Genomic DNA, 19,211 nt, shown 5'->3' on the forward strand with positions numbered 1-19,211 from the left:
GAGGTGCAGTTCTCTGGCCTCCTTTCATTCTTCAGTCTTCTTTGACTCGTAACAGGCAAGGGTTTCATGGTGAACGAAGATAGGCTTCGGGACTACCTCAAGCGGGTATCGGCTGATCTGCACCAAGCGCGCCAACGCCTGCGCGAGCTGGAGGCAGGGGAGCAGGAGCCTGTCGCGATCGTGGCGATGAGCTGTCGATTCCCGGGCGGTGTGGGGAGCCCCGAGGATTTGTGGCGGCTGGTGGCCGGCGGTGGTGATGCCATCTCCGATTTCCCGTCCAATCGCGGATGGGACGTCGACGGGATGTACGACCCGGATCCCGAGAGTTCGGGGACGTTCTACGCCCGCGAGGGTGGCTTCCTGCACGACGCGGACGAGTTCGACGCGGGATTCTTCGGGATATCGCCGCGCGAGGCCCTTGCCATGGACCCGCAGCAGCGGCTGCTCCTGGAGACCTCGTGGGAGGTCTTCGAGCGGGCGGGCATCGCTCCGGGGTCGGTGAAGGGCCGGCGCGGTGGTGTGTTCGTGGGAGCCGCTACCTCGGGTTACGGGGCGGACGTCGTCAGTTTCCCCGAGGAGATCGAAGGCCACCTGCTGACCGGTACGGCGACTTCGGTCGTATCGGGCCGTATCTCGTACACCTTGGGTCTTGAGGGGCCGGCGGTGACGGTGGACACGGCGTGTTCGTCGTCGCTGGTCGCGCTCCACCTGGCGGTCCAGGCCCTGCGTCAGGGTGAGTGTGACCTGGCGCTTGCCGGTGGTGCCACGGTGATGGCCACGCCGGGTGCGTTCGTGGAGTTCAGCCGGCAGCGTGGCCTGGCCCCCGACGGCCGGTGCAAGCCGTACGCGGACGCCGCGGATGGTACGGGTTGGTCCGAGGGTGTCGGCATGCTCCTTGTGGAGCGGCTGTCGGACGCGCGGAAGAACGGCCACCCGGTCCTGGCGGTCGTACGGGGCTCCGCCGTCAACCAGGACGGTGCGTCCAACGGTCTGACGGCGCCCAACGGCCCGTCCCAGCAGCGGGTCATCCGCGACGCGTTGGCAAGTGCCCGGCTGTCCGCCGCCGATGTGGACGTGGTGGAGGGCCACGGGACCGGTACGTCCCTCGGCGATCCGATCGAGGCGCAGGCGTTGCTGGCCACGTACGGTCAGGAGCGCCCCGAGGGCCAGCCGTTGTGGCTGGGTTCGCTGAAGTCGAACCTCGGTCACACGCAGGCGGCGGCCGGTGTTGCGGGAATCATCAAGATGGTGCTGGCGATGCGGCACGGTGTGTTGCCGCAGACGCTGCATGTGGATGAGCCGTCGAGCCAGGTGGACTGGTCGGCGGGTGAGGTGCGGCTGCTGACGGAGGCCGCCGAGTGGCCCGAGACCGGTCGTCCGCGCCGGGCCGGTGTTTCGGCCTTCGGTGTGAGTGGCACCAACGCGCACACCATCATCGAGCAGGCCCCGCCGGTCGAGAAGGACGAGGCCGAGAAGAGCCCGGCTTCCGTCGTCGACGGTGGCGTGGCGACGTGGCTGCTGTCGGCTCGTGGAGCGGACGCGCTGCGGGCCCAGGCGGCGCGGCTCAGGGCGTTCCTGCTGGAGCGGGCCGAGCTGGGCGCGCTGGACGTCGGCCACTCGCTGGTGGCGACGCGGTCGGTGTTCGAGCACCGTGCGGTGGTGTCCGGCGCGAGCCGTGCGGAACTCCTCGCCGGACTCGATGCCGTCGCATCCGGAGCAGCCGCTCCCGGTGCGCTCCAGGGCGTGGCCGGGACGGCCGTCAAGACGGCGTTCTTGTTCTCGGGTCAGGGTGCGCAACGCCTCGGTATGGGGCGGGAGTTGTACGAGGCGTTCCCGGTGTTCGCTCGGGCGCTGGACGAGGTGTGCGCGCATCTGGATGTCGTGCTTGACCGTCCGTTGAAGGACGTGATGTTCGCGGCGGAGGGTGGCGCGGACGCCGAGCTGCTGGATCGGACGGCGTTCACGCAGCCTGCGTTGTTCGCGGTCGAGGTGGCGCTCTACCGGTTGCTGGAGCACTGGGGTGTCACCCCGGATGTGGTGATGGGCCACTCCATTGGCGAGATCGCTGCCGCGCATGTGGCGGGGGTGTTCTCGCTTGAGGACGCGTGCACGTTGGTCGCGGCGCGTGGCCGGTTGATGCAGGCGCTGCCCGAGGGTGGCGCGATGGTCGCCATCCAGGCGTCCGAAGAGGAGATCGCGGAGTCGCTCGCCGGCCGTGAGGCCGAGGTGAGCATCGCGGCCGTCAACGGTCCGACCGCTGTGGTGATCGCGGGTGACGAGACTGCCGTACTGGAGGTCGCCGGCCAGTGGTCGGAGCAGGGCCGCAAGACGAGCCGCCTGCGGGTCAGCCATGCCTTCCACTCGCCGCGCATGGACGCGATGCTGGACGACTTCCGCCGAGTCGCGCGGGACCTGACCTTCCAGGCCCCCACCCTGGCCCTGGTCTCCAACGTCACCGGCGAGCCGGTCGGGGCCGACGACGTCTGCTCCCCCGAGTACTGGGTGCGGCACGTGCGCGCGGCCGTACGCTTCGCCGACGGCGTTCGCTCCCTCCAGGCCCAGGGCGTCACCGCGTACATCGAGGTGGGCCCCGACGGCGTGCTCTCGGCGATGGCGCGGGACTGCCTGGTGGGCGAGGCGGCTTCGACCCCGGCAGTGGTGCCGGTGCTGCGCAAGGGACGCCCCGAGTCCCAGGCCCTGATGGCCGCGCTGGCCGAGGCCCATGTCCACGGCGTGACGGTCGACTGGGAGCAGGTCTTCGCCGGGCGCGGGGCGCGGACGGTGGAGTTGCCGACGTACGCCTTCCAGCGCCAGCGCTACTGGCTGGAGGGCACCGGCGGAGCCTCGGGCGTCTCCGCCGCAGTGGACTCGGTGGACGCGCGGTTCTGGGACGCGGTGGAGCGTGAGGACCTGGAGGCGCTGGCGGAGGCGCTGGACGTCGAGGGGGGCGGCTCGCTGGGCGAGTTGTTGCCCGCGCTGTCCTCGTACCGCCGCCAGCAGCGCGACCGGGCCACGGTCGACGGCTGGCGCTACCGGATCTCGTGGAAGCCGGTTTCGGAGACCCCCGCGGCCACGCTGTCGGGTACCTGGCTCGTGGTCGTTCCCGCGTCCGGTGTCGCCGACACGTTCGCGGACTCGGTGTCCGACGCACTCCAGCGGCACGGTGCCGATGTCGTTCGCCTGGTGGCGGACGAGGCCGATCTCGCCCCCGGTGCGCTGACCGGGCGACTGCGTGACGTGGCCACCGAACCGTCCGGGCTCGGCGGCGTGCTGTCCCTGCTCGGCGTGGACGAACGGCCCTGCACCGAGCACCCGGTGGTCTCGCGCGGCCTCGCACTGACCCTGACCCTGGTGCGCGCCCTGGCCGAGGCGGACATCCGCGCCCGGCTGTGGTGCGCCACCCGGGGTGCCGTGTCGGTGGGCCGCTCCGACCAGCTCACCAACCCCGTGCAGGCGGAGACCTGGGGCCTCGGTCGGGTGGCCGCCCTGGAGCACCCCCGGATCTGGGGCGGTCTCGTCGACCTGCCCGAGACCGTGGACGAGCGCGCCGCCGCGCGACTGGCCTGGGCACTGTCCGCCGAGAACGGCGAGGACCAGGTGGCGGTACGCGGATCCGGAGCGTACGCCCGGCGCCTGACCCGCGTCACGGTCGGCAACGGGACGACGGAGCGCGTGTGGCGTCCCCGCGGCTCGGTGCTGATCACCGGCGGCACCGGCGCCCTGGGCGCCCAGGTGGCGCGCTGGGCCGCACGCGAGGGCGCGGAACACCTGGTGCTGACGAGCCGCCGGGGCCCGTCGGCCGACGGCGCATCCGAACTCACTGCGGAACTTGAGGCACTCGGCGCTGCAGTGACCGTGGTGGCCTGCGACGCCGCCGACCGGGACGCCCTGGCCGAGGTGCTGGCCGCCGTACCGGAGCGGTATCCGCTGACCGCCGTCGTGCACGCGGCGGGCATCCTGGACGACGGTGTGCTCGACGGCCTGACCGTCGGCCAACTCGCCGGGACCCTGGCCGCGAAGACCGCGGGCGCGCACCACCTGCACGAGCTGACCGCAGAGCTCCCGCTCGACGCGTTCGTGCTGTTCTCCTCGTTCGCCGGTGCCGTCGGCGGCGCCGGCCAGGCCGCCTACGCGGCGGCCAACGCCTACCTCGACGCACTGGCACAGCAGCGCCGGGCCCAGGGCCTGGCCGCCACCGCGGTCGCGTGGGGCCCGTGGGCCGAGAGCGGAATGGCCGCGAGCGGCCGAGCCGGGGAGCGGGCCCGCGGTGGGCCACTGCCTCCCCTGACCCCCTCGCTGGCCCTGGACGCGCTGGGCTGGGCCGCCGGCCACGACGAGGCCGCGCTGGTCGTGGCCGACATCGACTGGGCCGGCATGGCCTCCCTGCTGAGCGCCGGCCCCAGCGCCCTCGTCAGTGACATCCCCGAGGCACGCGAGCTCCTGACCGCCGCGGCCGGGACCATCGGCCAGCCAGGACCAGGCCATGACCTGCGCGGACAACTGGCCGGACAGTCGGACGAGGAGCAGCGCCTCCTGCTGCTGGACCTCATCCGCACCCACGCGGCCTCGGCACTCGGCCACCTGTCGGCGGACTCCGTCGAGCCGGGCCGCGCCTTCCGGGACCTCGGGTTCGACTCCCTCACGGCCATCGAGCTGCGCAACCGACTCGACCTGGCCACCGGCCTGAGCCTGCCCGCCACCCTTGTCTTCGACTACCCGACCGCCGAGGTGCTCGCCGACCACCTACGGCAGGAGCTGGGCGGAGCCCACACCGAGGCCACCACCTCGGCGGTCTCGCACCGCGTGCGGCCGGACGACGACGACCCCATCGCGATCGTGGCGATGAGCTGCCGCTTCCCCGGAGGCGTGGAGAACCCGCAGGACCTGTGGCGACTCCTGGCCGGTGGCGGCGACGGCATCGCCGAGTTCCCCGGCGACCGCGGCTGGGACGTCGAGGGCATGTACCACCCGGACCCCGAGCACCCGGGCACCTTCTACGCCCGCGAGGGCGGATTCCTCTACGGCGCGCCCCAGTTCGACCCCACCTTCTTCGGGATCTCGCCGCGCGAGGCGCTGGCCATGGACCCGCAGCAGCGACTGCTCCTTGAGACGTCCTGGGAGGCGTTCGAACACGGGGGCGTCAAACCGGCCGCGCTGCGCGGCAGCCGTACCGGTGTGTTCGTCGGCACCAACGGCCAGGACTACTCCACGATCATGCTCGACGCCGTCGAGGACTTCGGCGGCCATGTGGGTACGGGCAGTGCGGCCAGCGTGGTGTCCGGGCGCATCTCCTACACCTTCGGCCTTGAGGGGCCGGCGGTGACGGTGGACACGGCGTGTTCGTCGTCGCTGGTCGCGTTGCATCTGGCCGCGCAGGCGCTGCGCCAGGGCGAGTGCGACCTGGCGCTCGCCGGTGGTGTGTCGGTCATGTCGACGCCCGGCGCCTTCGTGGAGTTCAGCCGGCAGCGTGGGTTGGCCCCCGATGGCCGCTGCAAGCCGTTCGCCGAGGGCGCGGACGGCACGGGTTGGTCCGAGGGCGTGGGCATGCTGCTCGTGGAGCGGCTGTCGGACGCGCGGAGGAACGGCCACCCGGTGTTGGCGGTGGTCCGTGGCAGCGCGATCAACCAGGACGGTGCCAGCAATGGTCTGACGGCGCCGAACGGTCCGTCGCAGCAGCGGGTGATCCGGCAGGCGCTGGCCAGCGCCGGACTGTCGGCCGCCGAGGTCGACGCGGTCGAGGCGCACGGCACGGGTACGACGCTGGGTGACCCGATCGAGGCGCAGGCGTTGCTGGCCACGTACGGCCAGGAACGCCCCGAGGGCCGCCCGCTGCTGCTGGGCGCCATCAAGTCCAACATCGGTCACACGCAGGCGGCGGCCGGTGTGGCTGGTGTCATCAAGATGGTGATGGCGATGCGGCACGGTGTGTTGCCGCAGACGCTGCATGTGGATGAGCCGTCGAGTCAGGTGGATTGGTCGGCGGGTGAGGTGCGGCTGCTGACGGAGGCCGCCGAGTGGCCCGAGACCGGGCATCCGCGGCGGGCGGGCATCTCCTCGTTCGGGCTCAGCGGGACCAACGCGCACACCATCATCGAGCAGGCCCCCGAGCTGGAAGAGGTCGCGGTCTCGGCGGCGGCCGGGCCCGGGACACCGGTGTCGACGGACGTGGTGCCGTGGCTGGTCTCAGGCAAGAGCCGGGAGGCGCTGCGGGCGCAGGCCGAGCGACTGTACGGGGACGTGGCGGCCCGCGAGGACATCGAGGTGCTGAACGTCGGCCACACGCTGGCGGCCAGGTCGGTGTTCGAGCACCGTGCCGTGCTGGTCGGCGAGGACCGGGAGACCCTGCTGCGTGGCCTGCGGGCCGTCGCAGAGGGCGGCATCGCCTCGGGAGTCGTCCAGGGGCAGGCCGCAACGGGTGGCAGGACGGCGTTCCTGTTCTCGGGTCAGGGTGCGCAACGCCTCGGTATGGGGCGGGAGTTGTACGAGGCGTTCCCGGTGTTCGCCCGGGCGTTGGACGAGGTGTGCGCGCACCTTGACGTAGTGCTTGACCGTCCGCTGAAGGACGTGGTGTTCGCGGCGGAGGGTGGCGCGGACGCCGAGCTGCTGGATCGGACGGCGTTCACGCAGCCTGCGTTGTTCGCGGTTGAGGTGGCGCTCTACCGGTTGTTGGAGCACTGGGGTGTCACCCCGGATGTGCTCATCGGGCATTCGGTGGGTGAGATCGCTGCCGCGCACGTGGCGGGGGTGTTCTCGCTTGAGGATGCGTGCACGCTGATCGCCGCCCGTGGCCGGCTGATGCAAGCCTTGCCCGAGGGTGGCGCGATGGTCGCCATCCAGGCGTCCGAAGAGGAGATCGCGGAGTCGCTCGCCGGTCGTGAGGCTGAGGTGAGCATCGCGGCGGTCAACGGTCCGACGGCCGTGGTGATCGCGGGTGACGAGGCCGCGGTGCTGGAGATCGCCGGCCAATGGTCGGAGCAGGGGCGTAAGACGAGCCGGCTGCGGGTCAGCCATGCCTTCCACTCGCCGCGCATGGACGCGATGCTGGACGACTTCCGTGACGTCGTCACCGGTCTGTCCTTCCAGGTACCGGCCATCGCCCTGGTCTCGAATGTGACGGGTGAGGCGGCGGGCGCCGACGAGGTGTGCGCGCCGGAGTACTGGGTGCGCCACGTCCGGGAGGCGGTGCGGTTCGCGGACGGTATGCGGGCGCTCAGCGCCCAGGGCGTCACCAGGTTCCTGGAGGTCGGCCCCGACGGTGTGCTGTCCGCGATGGCGCGGGACTGCTTGACGCCGGACGAGGCAGCGGCCTCGGCCGTGGTGCCGGTGCTGCGCAAGGACCGCCCGGAGGCCCGGGCGCTGACCACGGCGCTGGCCGAACTCCACGTCCACGGGGCCTCGGTGGAGTGGGAGTCCGTCTTCGCCGGGCGCGGTGCGCGGATGGTCGAACTGCCGACGTACGCCTTCCAGCGTGAGCGCTACTGGCCCGAGGTGTCCCTCTCCCTGAGCGGCTTGGGCGCCCAGGGTGCCGCCGACTCGGTGGACACGCGGTTCTGGGAAGCGGTCGAGCGCGAGGACCTCGAAGCGCTCACCGAGGCGCTCGACGTCGACGGCGAGGCGCCGCTGAGTGCGGTGCTGCCCGCGCTGTCCACGTACCACCGCAACAGGCGCGACCGGTCCACGATCGACAACTGGCGCTACCGCGTCGCGTGGAAGCCCGTATCGGACGTGGCCGGTGGGTCGCTGTCGGGGACGTGGCTGGTGGTGGTTCCGGCGTCGCACGCCGAGGACGCGTGGGTGACGGAGACCGTCGCCGGGCTCCGGCGCCACGGCGCCGATGTGGTGCCGGTGACGGCGGACGAGCGTGACCTCGACGCCGGGGCGCTGGGGGAGCGGCTGCGCGCCGCGGTCGCCGACGCACCCGCTGTGGGTGGCGTGTTGTCGCTGCTCGCCCTGGACGAGGAGCCCTGCTCCGGACACCCCGAGCTGCCCGGCGGTCTCGCCCTGACGCTGACCCTGGTGCGGGCCATGGCGGACACGGGCATCGAGGCTTCGCTGTGGTGCGGTACGCGGGGTGCGGTGTCGGTGGGCCGTTCCGAGCGGCTCAGCCGTCCGGCGCAGGCGATGGTGTGGGCGCTGGGCCGGGTGGCCGCGCTGGAGCTGCCGGAACTGTGGGGCGGTCTGATCGACCTGCCCGAGGCGCTGGACGAGCGTGCGGTCGCGCGGCTGGTGGGTGTGCTGTCCGGCGGGACCGGCGAGGACCAGCTTGCGGTGCGCGGCTCCGGAGTGTTCGTCCGTCGCCTGACCCGGTCGGCGGCGCCCGCCGCGGACGTGGCGTCGTGGCGGGTGCGCGGCACGGTGCTGGTCACCGGTGGCACGGGCGCGCTCGGCGGCCAGGTGGCTCGCTGGCTGGTGAGCAATGGCGCCGAGCACCTGGTGTTGACCAGCCGTCGCGGCCTTGAGGCACCAGGTGCGCCCGAGCTGCGCGAGGAACTCGAAGCCCTGGGGGCCCGGGTGACCGTAGCGGCCTGTGATGTGGCTGACCGCGAGCAGTTGGCCGCGGTGCTTAATGCGGTGCCCGCAGAGTATCCGCTGACTGCGGTTGTGCACGCGGCCGGTGCCAACGCGGCGGGACCGCTGGCCGAGACTACGGTGGCCGACGCCGCCGACGTGATCTCCGGCAAGGTGGCCGGTGCCGTGAACCTGGACGCGTTGCTGGGCGATCGTGAGCTGGATGCCTTCGTGGTGTTCTCGTCGATCGCGGGTGTGTGGGGCAGTGGTGGTCAGGCTGCTTACGGTGCGGCGAACGCTTACCTGGATGCGTTGGTGGAGGATCGTCGGGGTCGGGGTCTTGCTGGTACGGCTGTGGCCTGGGGGCCGTGGGCCGAAGGTGGCATGGCGGCCGGTGACGGTGGGGACCAGTTGGCCCGTCGCGGTCTGCCCGCGATGGCGCCAGGTCTGGCTCTTGCGGCGTTGCAGGGGGCGGTCGCGGGTGATGAGGGTGTGGTGACGGTTGCCGATGTGGACTGGGAGCGGTTCGCGCCCGCGTTCACGATCGGGCGGCCCAGCCCGCTCCTCGGTGAACTGCCCGAGGTCGTATCGGCGTTGGAGGAGGCCCGTGCCGCCGAGGAGAGCCGCGCCGAAGGCGGATCGGCCCTGCGGGAGCGCCTGGCAGGGCTGACCGAGGCCGAGATCGACCGGACCCTGCTCGACCTGGTGCGTGCTCACGCCGCCGCGGTGCTTGGTTTTGCGGGTGCGGAGGTGGTTGAGCCGGGGCGGGCGTTCAAGGAGTTGGGTTTTGACTCGCTCACGGCGGTGGAGTTCCGTAACCGGTTGAATGCGGAGACGGGGTTGGTGTTGCCGGCCACGTTGGTGTTCGACTATCCGAGTGCTGCGGTGTTGGCTGCTCATCTGCGTGCTGAGGTGTTGGGTGCGCGGGGTGTGGTGGCGGTGTCTTCGGCGGTGGCTGTTCCGGTCGATGAGGACCCGATCGCGATCGTCGGGATGAGCTGCCGTTTCCCGGGCGGCGTCGGAAGCCCCGAGGACCTGTGGAACCTCGTCGCGACCGGCACGGACGCCATCACGGACTTCCCCTCCGACCGGGGCTGGGACGTCGACGGGATGTACGACCCCGACCCGGAGCGGCTGGGCACGTTCTACGCCCGCGAGGGCGGGTTCCTCGACGGGGCGGCCGAGTTCGACGCCGCGTTCTTCGGGATCTCGCCGCGTGAGGCGCTCGCCATGGACCCGCAGCAGCGGCTGCTCCTTGAGACGTCCTGGGAGGCGTTCGAGCGCGCCGGCATCGACCCGGCGTCCGTACGCGGCAACCAGATCGGCGTCTACGTCGGCGCTGCGACCTCCGGCTACGGAACGGGACTGCACGAGATCCCCGAGGGGCTCGAAGGGCAGTTGCTGACCGGCAGCGCCACCTCGGTCGTCTCCGGTCGTATCTCCTACACGCTGGGTCTTGAGGGTCCGGCGCTGACGGTGGACACGGCGTGTTCGTCGTCGCTGGTCGCCCTGCATCAGGCGGCGCAGGCGCTGCGTCAGGGCGAGTGCGACATGGCGCTCGCCGGTGGCGTGACCGTGATGACCAGCCCCGCCGCCTTCGTCGAGTTCAGCCGCCAGCGTGGCCTGGCCCCCGACGGCCGGTGCAAGCCGTTCGCGGACGCGGCGGACGGTACGGGTTGGTCCGAGGGTGTGGGCATGCTGCTCGTGGAGCGGCTGTCGGACGCCCGGCGCAACGGCCACGAGGTGCTGGCGATCGTGCGCGGCTCGGCTGTCAACCAGGACGGTGCGTCGAACGGTCTGACGGCGCCGAACGGGCCGTCGCAGCAGCAGGTGATCCGGCAGGCCCTCGCCAACGCCGGAGTGTCGGCCGCCGACATCCAGGTGGTGGAGGCGCACGGCACGGGTACCACGCTGGGTGACCCGATCGAGGCACAGGCGCTGCTGGCCACGTACGGCCAGGAGCGGCCCGAGGGCCAGCCGTTGTGGCTGGGTTCGCTGAAGTCGAACCTCGGTCACACGCAGGCCGCCGCAGGTGTGGCCGGTGTCATCAAGATGGTGATGGCGATGCGGCACGGTGTGTTGCCGCAGACGCTGCACGTGGATGAGCCGTCAAGCCAGGTGGACTGGTCGGCGGGTGAGGTGCGGCTGCTGACGGAGGCCGCTGAGTGGCCCGAGACCGGTCGTCCGCGGCGGGCTGGTGTTTCTGCCTTCGGTGTGAGTGGCACCAACGCGCACACCATCATCGAGCAGGCCCCGCCGGTCGAGAAGGACGAGGCCGAGGAGAGCTCGGCCCCCGCCGACGACCACGGCCTGGCCCCCTGGACGCTCTCCGCCCGGAGCCCGGAAGCCCTGCGCGCCCAGGCCGAGCGGCTGCGGACCCACCTGGTCGACGGGGCCGAGCACGGCGTCGTGGACATCGCCGAATCGCTGGTTGCCACGCGATCGGTGTTCGAGCACCGCGCGGTGCTGCTGGGCACCGAACGCGAGACGTTGCTGCGTGGCCTGGAGACCCTCGCCGCGGGCGACGACGCCCCCGGCATCGTCCAGGGGCAGGCCGCCGGCGGTGGCAAGACCGCGTTCCTGTTCACCGGCCAGGGCGCGCAACGCCTGGGCATGGGGCGGGAGTTGTACGAGGCGTTCCCGGTGTTCGCCCGCGCCTTGGACGAGGTGTGCGCGCACCTGGACGTCGTGCTTGACCGTCCGCTGAAGGACGTGATGTTCGCGGCCGAGGACAGCGCCGATGCCGAACTGCTGGACGGGACCGCGTTCACGCAGCCCGCGCTGTTCGCCGTCGAGGTGGCGTTGTTCCGGCTGCTGGAGCACTGGGGCGTCACCCCGGACGTGGTGATCGGCCACTCGGTGGGTGAGATCGCTGCCGCGCACGTGGCGGGGGTGTTCTCGCTTCAGGACGCGTGCACGCTGGTCGCCGCCCGTGGTGGTCTGATGCAGGCCCTGCCGGACGGTGGGGCGATGGTCGCCATCGAGGCGTCCGAAGAGGAGATCGCGGCGTCGCTGGCCGGTCGTGAGGCCGAGGTGAGCATCGCGGCCGTCAACGGCCCGACTGCCGTGGTCGTCGCCGGTGACGAGGCCGCCGCGGAGGAGATCGCCGGCCAGTGGGAGCAGCAGGGTCGCAAGACCCGCCGCCTGCGGGTCAGCCACGCCTTCCACTCGCCCCGCATGGACGCCATGCTCGACGACTTCCGTGCGGTCGCGCGGACGCTCGCCTACCACAGCCCGTCCGTCGCGTTCATCTCGAATGTCACGGGTGAGCAGACCCGTGCCGACGAGGTGTGCTCGCCCGAGTACTGGGTGCGGCACGTGCGGCAGACCGTCCGCTTCCGCGACGGGGTGCGGGCCCTCGAAGCGCAGGGCGTCACCGCGTACATCGAGGTGGGTCCCGACGGCGTGCTGACGGCCATGGCCCAGGACTGCCTGACCCAACCGGCCGACGACATCGCGGCCGAGGGCACACCGGCCCCCCTGTTGGTGCCGGTGCTGCGCAAGGACCGCCCCGAGGCGCAAGCACTCGTCGCGGCCCTCGCCCAGATCCACGTCCACGGCGAAACCGTCGACTGGCGGGCCTTCTTCGCCGGACGCGGCGCCCGCCGCGTGGACCTTCCCACCTACGCCTTCCAGCACCAGCGCTACTGGCTGGAGGCCGGTACCTCGGCGGGCGACGCCGCGGCCTTCGGCCTCGACCCCGCCGACCACCCGCTGCTCGGTGGAGCCGTCCCCCTCGCGGGCGCCGACGGCCTGCTGTTCACCGGAACGCTCTCGCTGCACACCCAGCCCTGGCTGGCGGACCACGTCCTGCGCGGCGAGGCGGTCCTGGCGACCACGGCCCTCGTCGAACTGGCCATTCGCGCCGGTGACGAGGTCGGCCTCGGCCACGTGGACGAGCTCGTCATCCAGGCGCCGCTGGCCCTCCCCCGAGGGGGCGGCGTCCAGATCCAGCTCGTACTCGGCGAGGAGGACGAGACCGGCACCCGTTCGCTGGAGATCTACTCACGAGTGGCCGAGCCCGCAGGCGAGGACGCGGACGAGGACGACTGGATCTGCCATGCCAGTGGTGTGCTCGCCCCGGAGCCGGACGACGCCACGACCGCCGAGGCGGCGGCGGGCTTCGCCGCCTGGCCCCCGCCCGGCGCCGAGCGCGTCGAGGTGGACGGCCTGTACGAGTTGCTCGCCGGCGACGGCCTCGTCTACGGCCCCACCTTCCGCGGCCTGCGCGCCGTGTGGCAGCGCGACGAGGAGGTGTTCGCCGAGGTCAGCCTCGCTGAGGAGGCCGTCGTGGACGCCCAGCGGTTCGGGCTGCACCCCGCCCTCCTGGACGCGGCGTTGCAGCCGCTCGGCCTCGGCGTGCTGGACGGGGTGGGGCGCGGACGCATGTTGTTCAGCCTCGCCGGGATATCGCTGTACGCGTCCGGTGCCTCCGCGCTGCGCGTCCGGCTCGCCCGTACGGGTCCGGAGACCCTCTCGCTGACCGCGGTCGACGGAGCCGGGGAGGCCGTGGTCTCCGCCGACACGCTGACCCTGCGCCAGGTCGCCCCGGAACAGCCGGAGCCCGCCCCGGCGGCGGACCCGGCCGAGGCGGCTGAGGAGACCCTGCCCGAGCCCGCCGCCGCATCGCCCGAGGCAGCCGTCGTACCCCCTGCTGAGATCGCTGTGGGGGAGACCTCCGCCGCCAAGCCGTCGCGCCGCCGCAAGACCGCGCGGCGCTCCGCCAAGCGGGGCGGACCGGACTCCGGGCCGCTCGCCGCGCTGCGGGAGCAACTGGCCGGGCTCGCCGAGCCCGAGCAGGACCGGGTGCTGCTCGACGTGATCCGCACGCATGTCGCGGCCGTGCTCGGACACGCCTCGGCCGACGCGGTTCAGGGCTCGCAGGCGTTCAAGGACCTGGGCTTCAGCTCGCTGACCGCCGTCGAGTTCCGCAACCGGGTGAGCAAGGCCATCGGCCTGCGGCTCCCGGCAACGGCCGTGTTCGACTACCCGACCCCCGCCGAACTCGCCAAGTTCACCCGTGCCGAGGTGCTCGGCGCGGAGACCGGAGCGGTGCGGCCGGTGCCGGTCGCGGTGGCCGGCAACGACGAGCCGATCGTGATCGTGGGGATGAGCTGCCGCTATCCCGGCGAGGTGGCCACCCCGGAGGACCTGTGGAACCTGGTCGCCGAAGGCCGGGACGGCATCTCTCCCTTCCCGACCGATCGCGGCTGGGACGTGGAGAACCTCTACGACCCGGACCCGGACGAGCCCGGCAAGTGCTACACGCAGGAAGGCGGCTTCCTGCACGGCGCCAGTCAGTTCGACCCGGCGTTCTTCGGGATCTCGCCGCGCGAGGCGCTCTCCATGGACCCGCAGCACCGGCTGCTGCTTGAGACCTCGTGGGAGGCGCTGGAGCGGGCCGGTATCGACCCGGTCTCCGCGAAGGGCAGCCAGACCGGCGTCTACGCGGGTGTGACCTACCAGGACTACGGCGGTGTCCTCGCCGGATCGCAGGACAACGTCGAGGGCTACATCGGCACCGGCGTCTCGCCCAGCGTGCTCTCCGGCCGCATCTCCTACACCCTGGGCCTGGAAGGGCCCGCGGTGACGGTGGACACGGCGTGCTCGTCGTCGCTGGTCGCCCTGCACCTCGCATGGCAGGCGCTGCGCCAGGGCGAGTGCGACCTGGCGCTCGCCGGCGGTGTGACGGTGATGTCCACACCGATGTCGCTGGTCGAGTTCAGCCGCCAGCGCGCGCTCGCCTCCGACGGCCGCAGCAAGCCGTTCTCGGCCGCCGCGGACGGCGCTAGCTGGGCCGAGGGCGTCGGCATGCTCGTCCTCGAACGACTCTCGGACGCCCGCCGCAACGGCCACCCCGTGCTGGCCGTGGTGCGGGGCAGCGCGGTGAACCAGGACGGTGCGTCCAACGGTCTGACCGCGCCCAACGGCCCCTCGCAGCAGCGGGTCATCCGGCAGGCACTGGCGAACGCCCGGCTGTCGGCCGCCGAGGTCGACGCGGTGGAGGCGCACGGTACGGGTACGTCGCTGGGTGACCCGATCGAGGCGCAGGCGCTGCTGGCCACCTACGGCCAGGAGCGCCCCGAGGGCCAGCCGCTGTGGCTGGGCGCCATCAAGTCCAACATCGGCCACTCGCAGGCCGCCGCCGGTGTCGGTGGCGTCATCAAGATGGTGATGGCGATGCGCCACGGCGTCCTGCCGAAGACGCTGCACATCGACGAGCCTTCGCCGATGGTCGACTGGACGGCCGGCGACGTCGAGCTGCTGGCCGAGGCCAGGCCATGGCCGGAGACGGGACATCCGCGGCGCGCGGGTGTGTCGGCGTTCGGCATGAGCGGCACCAATGTGCACACCATCCTGGAGCAGGCTCCCGAGGCGGAGCAGGCTCCGCAGACCGAGCCGGCCGAGCCCGCCGGGGCCGGGGCCGTCGAGGGCCCGGTGACGTGGGTCGTGTCCGGCAAGAGCAGCGACGCGCTGCGCGACCAGGCCGACAGGCTGCGGGAGTTCGTGACCGAGCGCCCCGAGCTGAGCGCAGCCGATGTGGCGCTCTCCCTGGCGACGACCAGGTCCGCGTTCCAGTACCGGGGCGCGGTGACCGGGACCGGCCGTGAGGAGCTCATCGAGCGACTGGCGGCGGTGGCCGAGGGCACGAAGGCGCCGGGTGCGGTCCGCGCGAACGCCATCGAAGCACCGGGTCGTTCGGTGTTTGTGTTCCCGGGTCAGGGTGCCCAGTGGGTGGGCATGGCGGTGGGTCTGCTGGACTCCTCGCCGGTGTTCGCGGAGGCGGTCGGTGAGTGTGAGTCGGCGTTGTCGGCTTATGTGGACTGGTCGTTGACGGATGTGTTGCGTGGTGCTGAGGGTGCGCCTGGTTTTGACCGGGTGGATGTCGTTCAGCCGGTGTTGTTCGCGGTGATGGTGTCGCTGGCGAAGTTGTGGCGTTCGGTGGGTGTCGAGCCGGACGCGGTCATGGGTCACAGCCAGGGCGAGATCGCTGCCGCGTGTGTGGCGGGTGCGTTGTCGCTGGAGGACGCCGCCAAGGTGGTGGCGCTGCGGTCGCAGGCGATCGCCGCCGGTTTGGCGGGTCGCGGCGGAATGGTGTCGGTCGGGCTGCCGGTCGACCAGGTGCGCGAGCGCATCGCCGCCTGGGACGGCGCGATATCGGTCGCGGCGGTCAATGGTCCGGGTTCGGTCGTGGTGGCCGGTGATCCGGGCGCGTTGGATGAGATGGTCACCCAGTTGGAGGGTGAGGAGGTGCGGGTTCGCCGGGTGCCGGTGGACTACGCCTCGCACTCCGCGCATGTGGAGTCGATCCGCGAGGAGCTGCTGAAGGTCCTGGCGGACCTGAAGCCGCGTACCGCCGACGTGCCGTTCTACTCGACCGTGTCCGGTGAGCTGGTGGACACGGCCGGGCTGGACGCCGAGTACTGGTACCGCAACCTGCGCCAGACCGTGGAGCTTGAGGCCACCACCCGCACCCTGCTGGGCACCGGGCACGGCGTGTTCATCGAGGTGAGCCCGCATCCCGTACTCACCCTGCCCGTGCAGCAGACGGTGGAGGCCGCTGACGCCCAGGCCGTGGTCGTCGGCACGCTGCGGCGGGACGAGGGCGGGGCCGAGCGGTTCCTGACCTCGATCGCCGAACTGCACGTCAACGGCGCCGACATCGACTGGCGGAAGGTGTTCGCCGGACACGGTGGCCGACAGGTCGACCTGCCGACGTACGCCTTCCAGCGGCAGCGGTACTGGCCGCAGCCGGGCGAGGGCGGCGCATTCGGCAACGGCCCCGCCCCCGAGGCCGACTCGGTGGACGCCCGGTTCTGGGAGGCCGTCGAACGCGAGGACCTCGAAGGGCTCGCGCAGACACTGGAGCTCGACGGGGAGGCCCCGCTGAGCGCGGTGCTGCCCGCCCTGTCGTCGTACCGGCGCGGCCGGCGCGACCGCTCGACGGTCGACAACTGGCGCTACCGGATCAACTGGAAGCCCCTCATCGACCAGCCGTCGTCCGGCTCCGGGCAGGAGCAGGGCGCCCCGATCACCGGTACCTGGATGGTCGTCGTCCCGCCGGTCGACGCCGCCCGTGACCTGGCGGAGCGCATCGCACGGGACGTGGAGCGCCACGGTGCCCGCATCGTGCGGGTCGACCTGGACGAGACGGAGCCGCAGCGGTCCTCGCTGACCGAACTCCTGCGGGCCGCGGCCCCCGGCAGGTCCACCACGGACGGCACCGAGCAGGAGGCGACGCTCGCGATCGACGGAGTGCTCTCCCTGCTCGCGCTCGACGAGGAGGCGCTCGCCGGACACCCGGGCGTTCCGCGCGGCTTCGCCGGCACGGTGGCCCTGGTCCAGGCGCTCGCCGACATCGACATCGACGTGCCGCTGTGGCTCGCCACCACCGGTGCCGTGTCCGTGGGCCGCTCCGACCGGGTCGGCAGCGTCAAGCAGTCCCTGGTGTGGGGCCTGGGCCGGGTGGTCGGCCTGGAGTACGCACAGCGCTGGGGCGGTCTCGTCGACCTCCCCGACTCGCCGGACGCACTCGACGAGCGGGCCCTGAACCGTCTGGTCGGCCTGATCGGACGATCCGGCGACGAGGACCAGGTGGCGGTGCGCGCCTCCGGCGTCTTCGCGCGGCGGCTGGTCCGGGCACCCCTGGGTGACGCCCGGCCGGCCCGCACTTGGCAGCCCCGTGGCAGCGTTCTGATCACCGGTGGTACGGGTGCCCTCGGTGGCCGCCTCGCCCGCTGGCTGGCCCGTGGCGGCGCCGAGCACCTGGTGCTCACCAGCCGCCGTGGCCCGGACGCCCCCGGCGCGGCCGAGTTGAGGGACGAACTGACCGCCCTGGGCGCCCGGGTCACCGTCGCCGCCTGCGACGCCGCCGACCGTGACGCGCTGCGGGAGCTCCTCGACGGGCTGCCCGCGGAATACCCGCTGACCGGGGTGGTGCACGCGGCCGGTGTGCTGGACGACGGCCTCGTCGACACCCTCACCGTCTCCAGGACGCAGGGGGTCTTCCGGCCCAAGGTGGACGCCGTGGTGAACCTCCACGAGCTGACCCAGGACCTGGACCTGTCCGCGTTCATCCTCTTCTCCTCCTACGCCGGAACCGTCGGTGGTGCCGGTCAGGGCAGCTACGCCGCCGCGAACGCCTTCCTCGACGCCCTGGCGCAGCAGCGCCGGGCCCAGGGCCTTGCCGCGACCTCCGTGGCGTGGGGCGCCTGGGGCGGCGGCGGTCTGGTCGACGACGCCACCGCGGCCCAGTTGAAGCGGCGCGGTATGCCGCCGCTGGTGCCCGAACTGGCCGTCGAGGCCCTTCAGCAGGCACTCGACCACGACGAGGTGGACATCACCGTCGCCGATGTGGACTGGGAGCGTTACGCCCCCGGGTTCGCCTCGGCCCGGCCGCGCCCGCTGCTCAACGAACTGCCGGAGGTACAGCGGGCCCTGGAGGAGGCCGAAGCCGAGCTGGGCGCGGTCCTCACCGGGCTGGCCGTACGCCTGGAAGGGCTGTCGGACCTCGAACGCGAGGCGGAGGTCCTCGACCTCGTCAGGACCCACGCCGCCGAGGTGATCGGATACCCGAGCGCCGACGCGGTGGAGCCGGAGCGGGCCTTCAGGGACATCGGGTTCGACTCGCTGACCGCCGTGGAGCTGCGCAACGTGCTCGGCGCGGCGGCCGGTGTGAACCTTCCGGTCACCATGGCCTTCGACTACCCGACGCCCACGGTGCTCGCCCGGTTCATCCTCGGCGAGGTGCTGGGCACCGCGCCCGCGCCGGCCGATGAGACGCCGGTGGTGAGCGGCACGGTCGTGGACGACGACCCGATCGCGATCGTGTCGATGAGCTGCCGCTTCCCCGGCGGGGTGCGCACTCCGGAGGACCTGTGGCGACTGGTCTCCGAGGGCAGCGACGTGATCAGCGCCTACCCGACCAACCGTGGCTGGGACCTGGACGACCTGTACGGCTCGGACTTGGAGGGCATGGGCACCAGCGACGCCAGCGGTGGCGCCTTCGTCTACGACGCCGACGAGTTCGACCCGGCGTTCTTCGGGATCGCCCCCCGCGAGGCGCTGACCATCGACCCGCAGCAGCGGCTGCTCCTGGAGACGTCCTGGGAGGCGATCGAGCGGGCGGGCATCGACCCCACGTCGCTCAAGGGAAGCCGGACCGGCGTCTTCGCGGGAAGCAACGGCCAGGACTACATCGGCCTGCTGCTGACCGCCCCGGGCGGCCCCGACGGCTACCTGGGAACCGGTAACGCGGGCAGCGTCGTATCGGGCCGCGTCTCCTACACCTTCGGCCTCGAAGGGCCGGCCGTCACGGTGGACACGGCGTGTTCCTCGTCCCTGGTGGCCCTGCACATGGCCGTGCAGTCGCTGCGCCAGGGGGAGTGCTCCATGGCGCTGGCCGGCGGTGTCACGATCATGTCCACCCCGGGCTCGTTCGTGGACTTCAGCCGCCAGAAGGGACTGTCGTCGGACGGGCGCTGCAAGGCGTTTGCGGCATCGGCCGACGGTACGGGCTGGGGCGAGGGCGTCGGCGTGCTGCTCCTTGAGCGGCTGTCGGACGCGCGGAAGAACGGCCACCCGGTCATGGCGATCGTGCGCGGCTCCGCCGTCAACCAGGACGGCGCCAGCAACGGCCTGACGGCGCCCAACGGGCCGTCGCAGCAGCGGGTGATCCGGCAGGCGCTGGCCAGCGCCGACCT

General features: G+C 72.2%; 1 protein-coding gene. It reads left to right on the top strand.

The features are described 5' to 3' along the window. Positions 1-66 precede the first annotated feature (66 nt). A partial coding sequence (locus ACMA1D_RS28515; RefSeq protein ID WP_414726872.1) for a type I polyketide synthase occupies positions 67-19,211 on the top strand: 19,145 nt, incomplete at its 3' end.

It is taken from the genome of Streptomyces sp. 796.1 (genome assembly GCF_047525675.1).
In the GTDB taxonomy this organism is placed as follows: domain Bacteria; phylum Actinomycetota; class Actinomycetes; order Streptomycetales; family Streptomycetaceae; genus Streptomyces.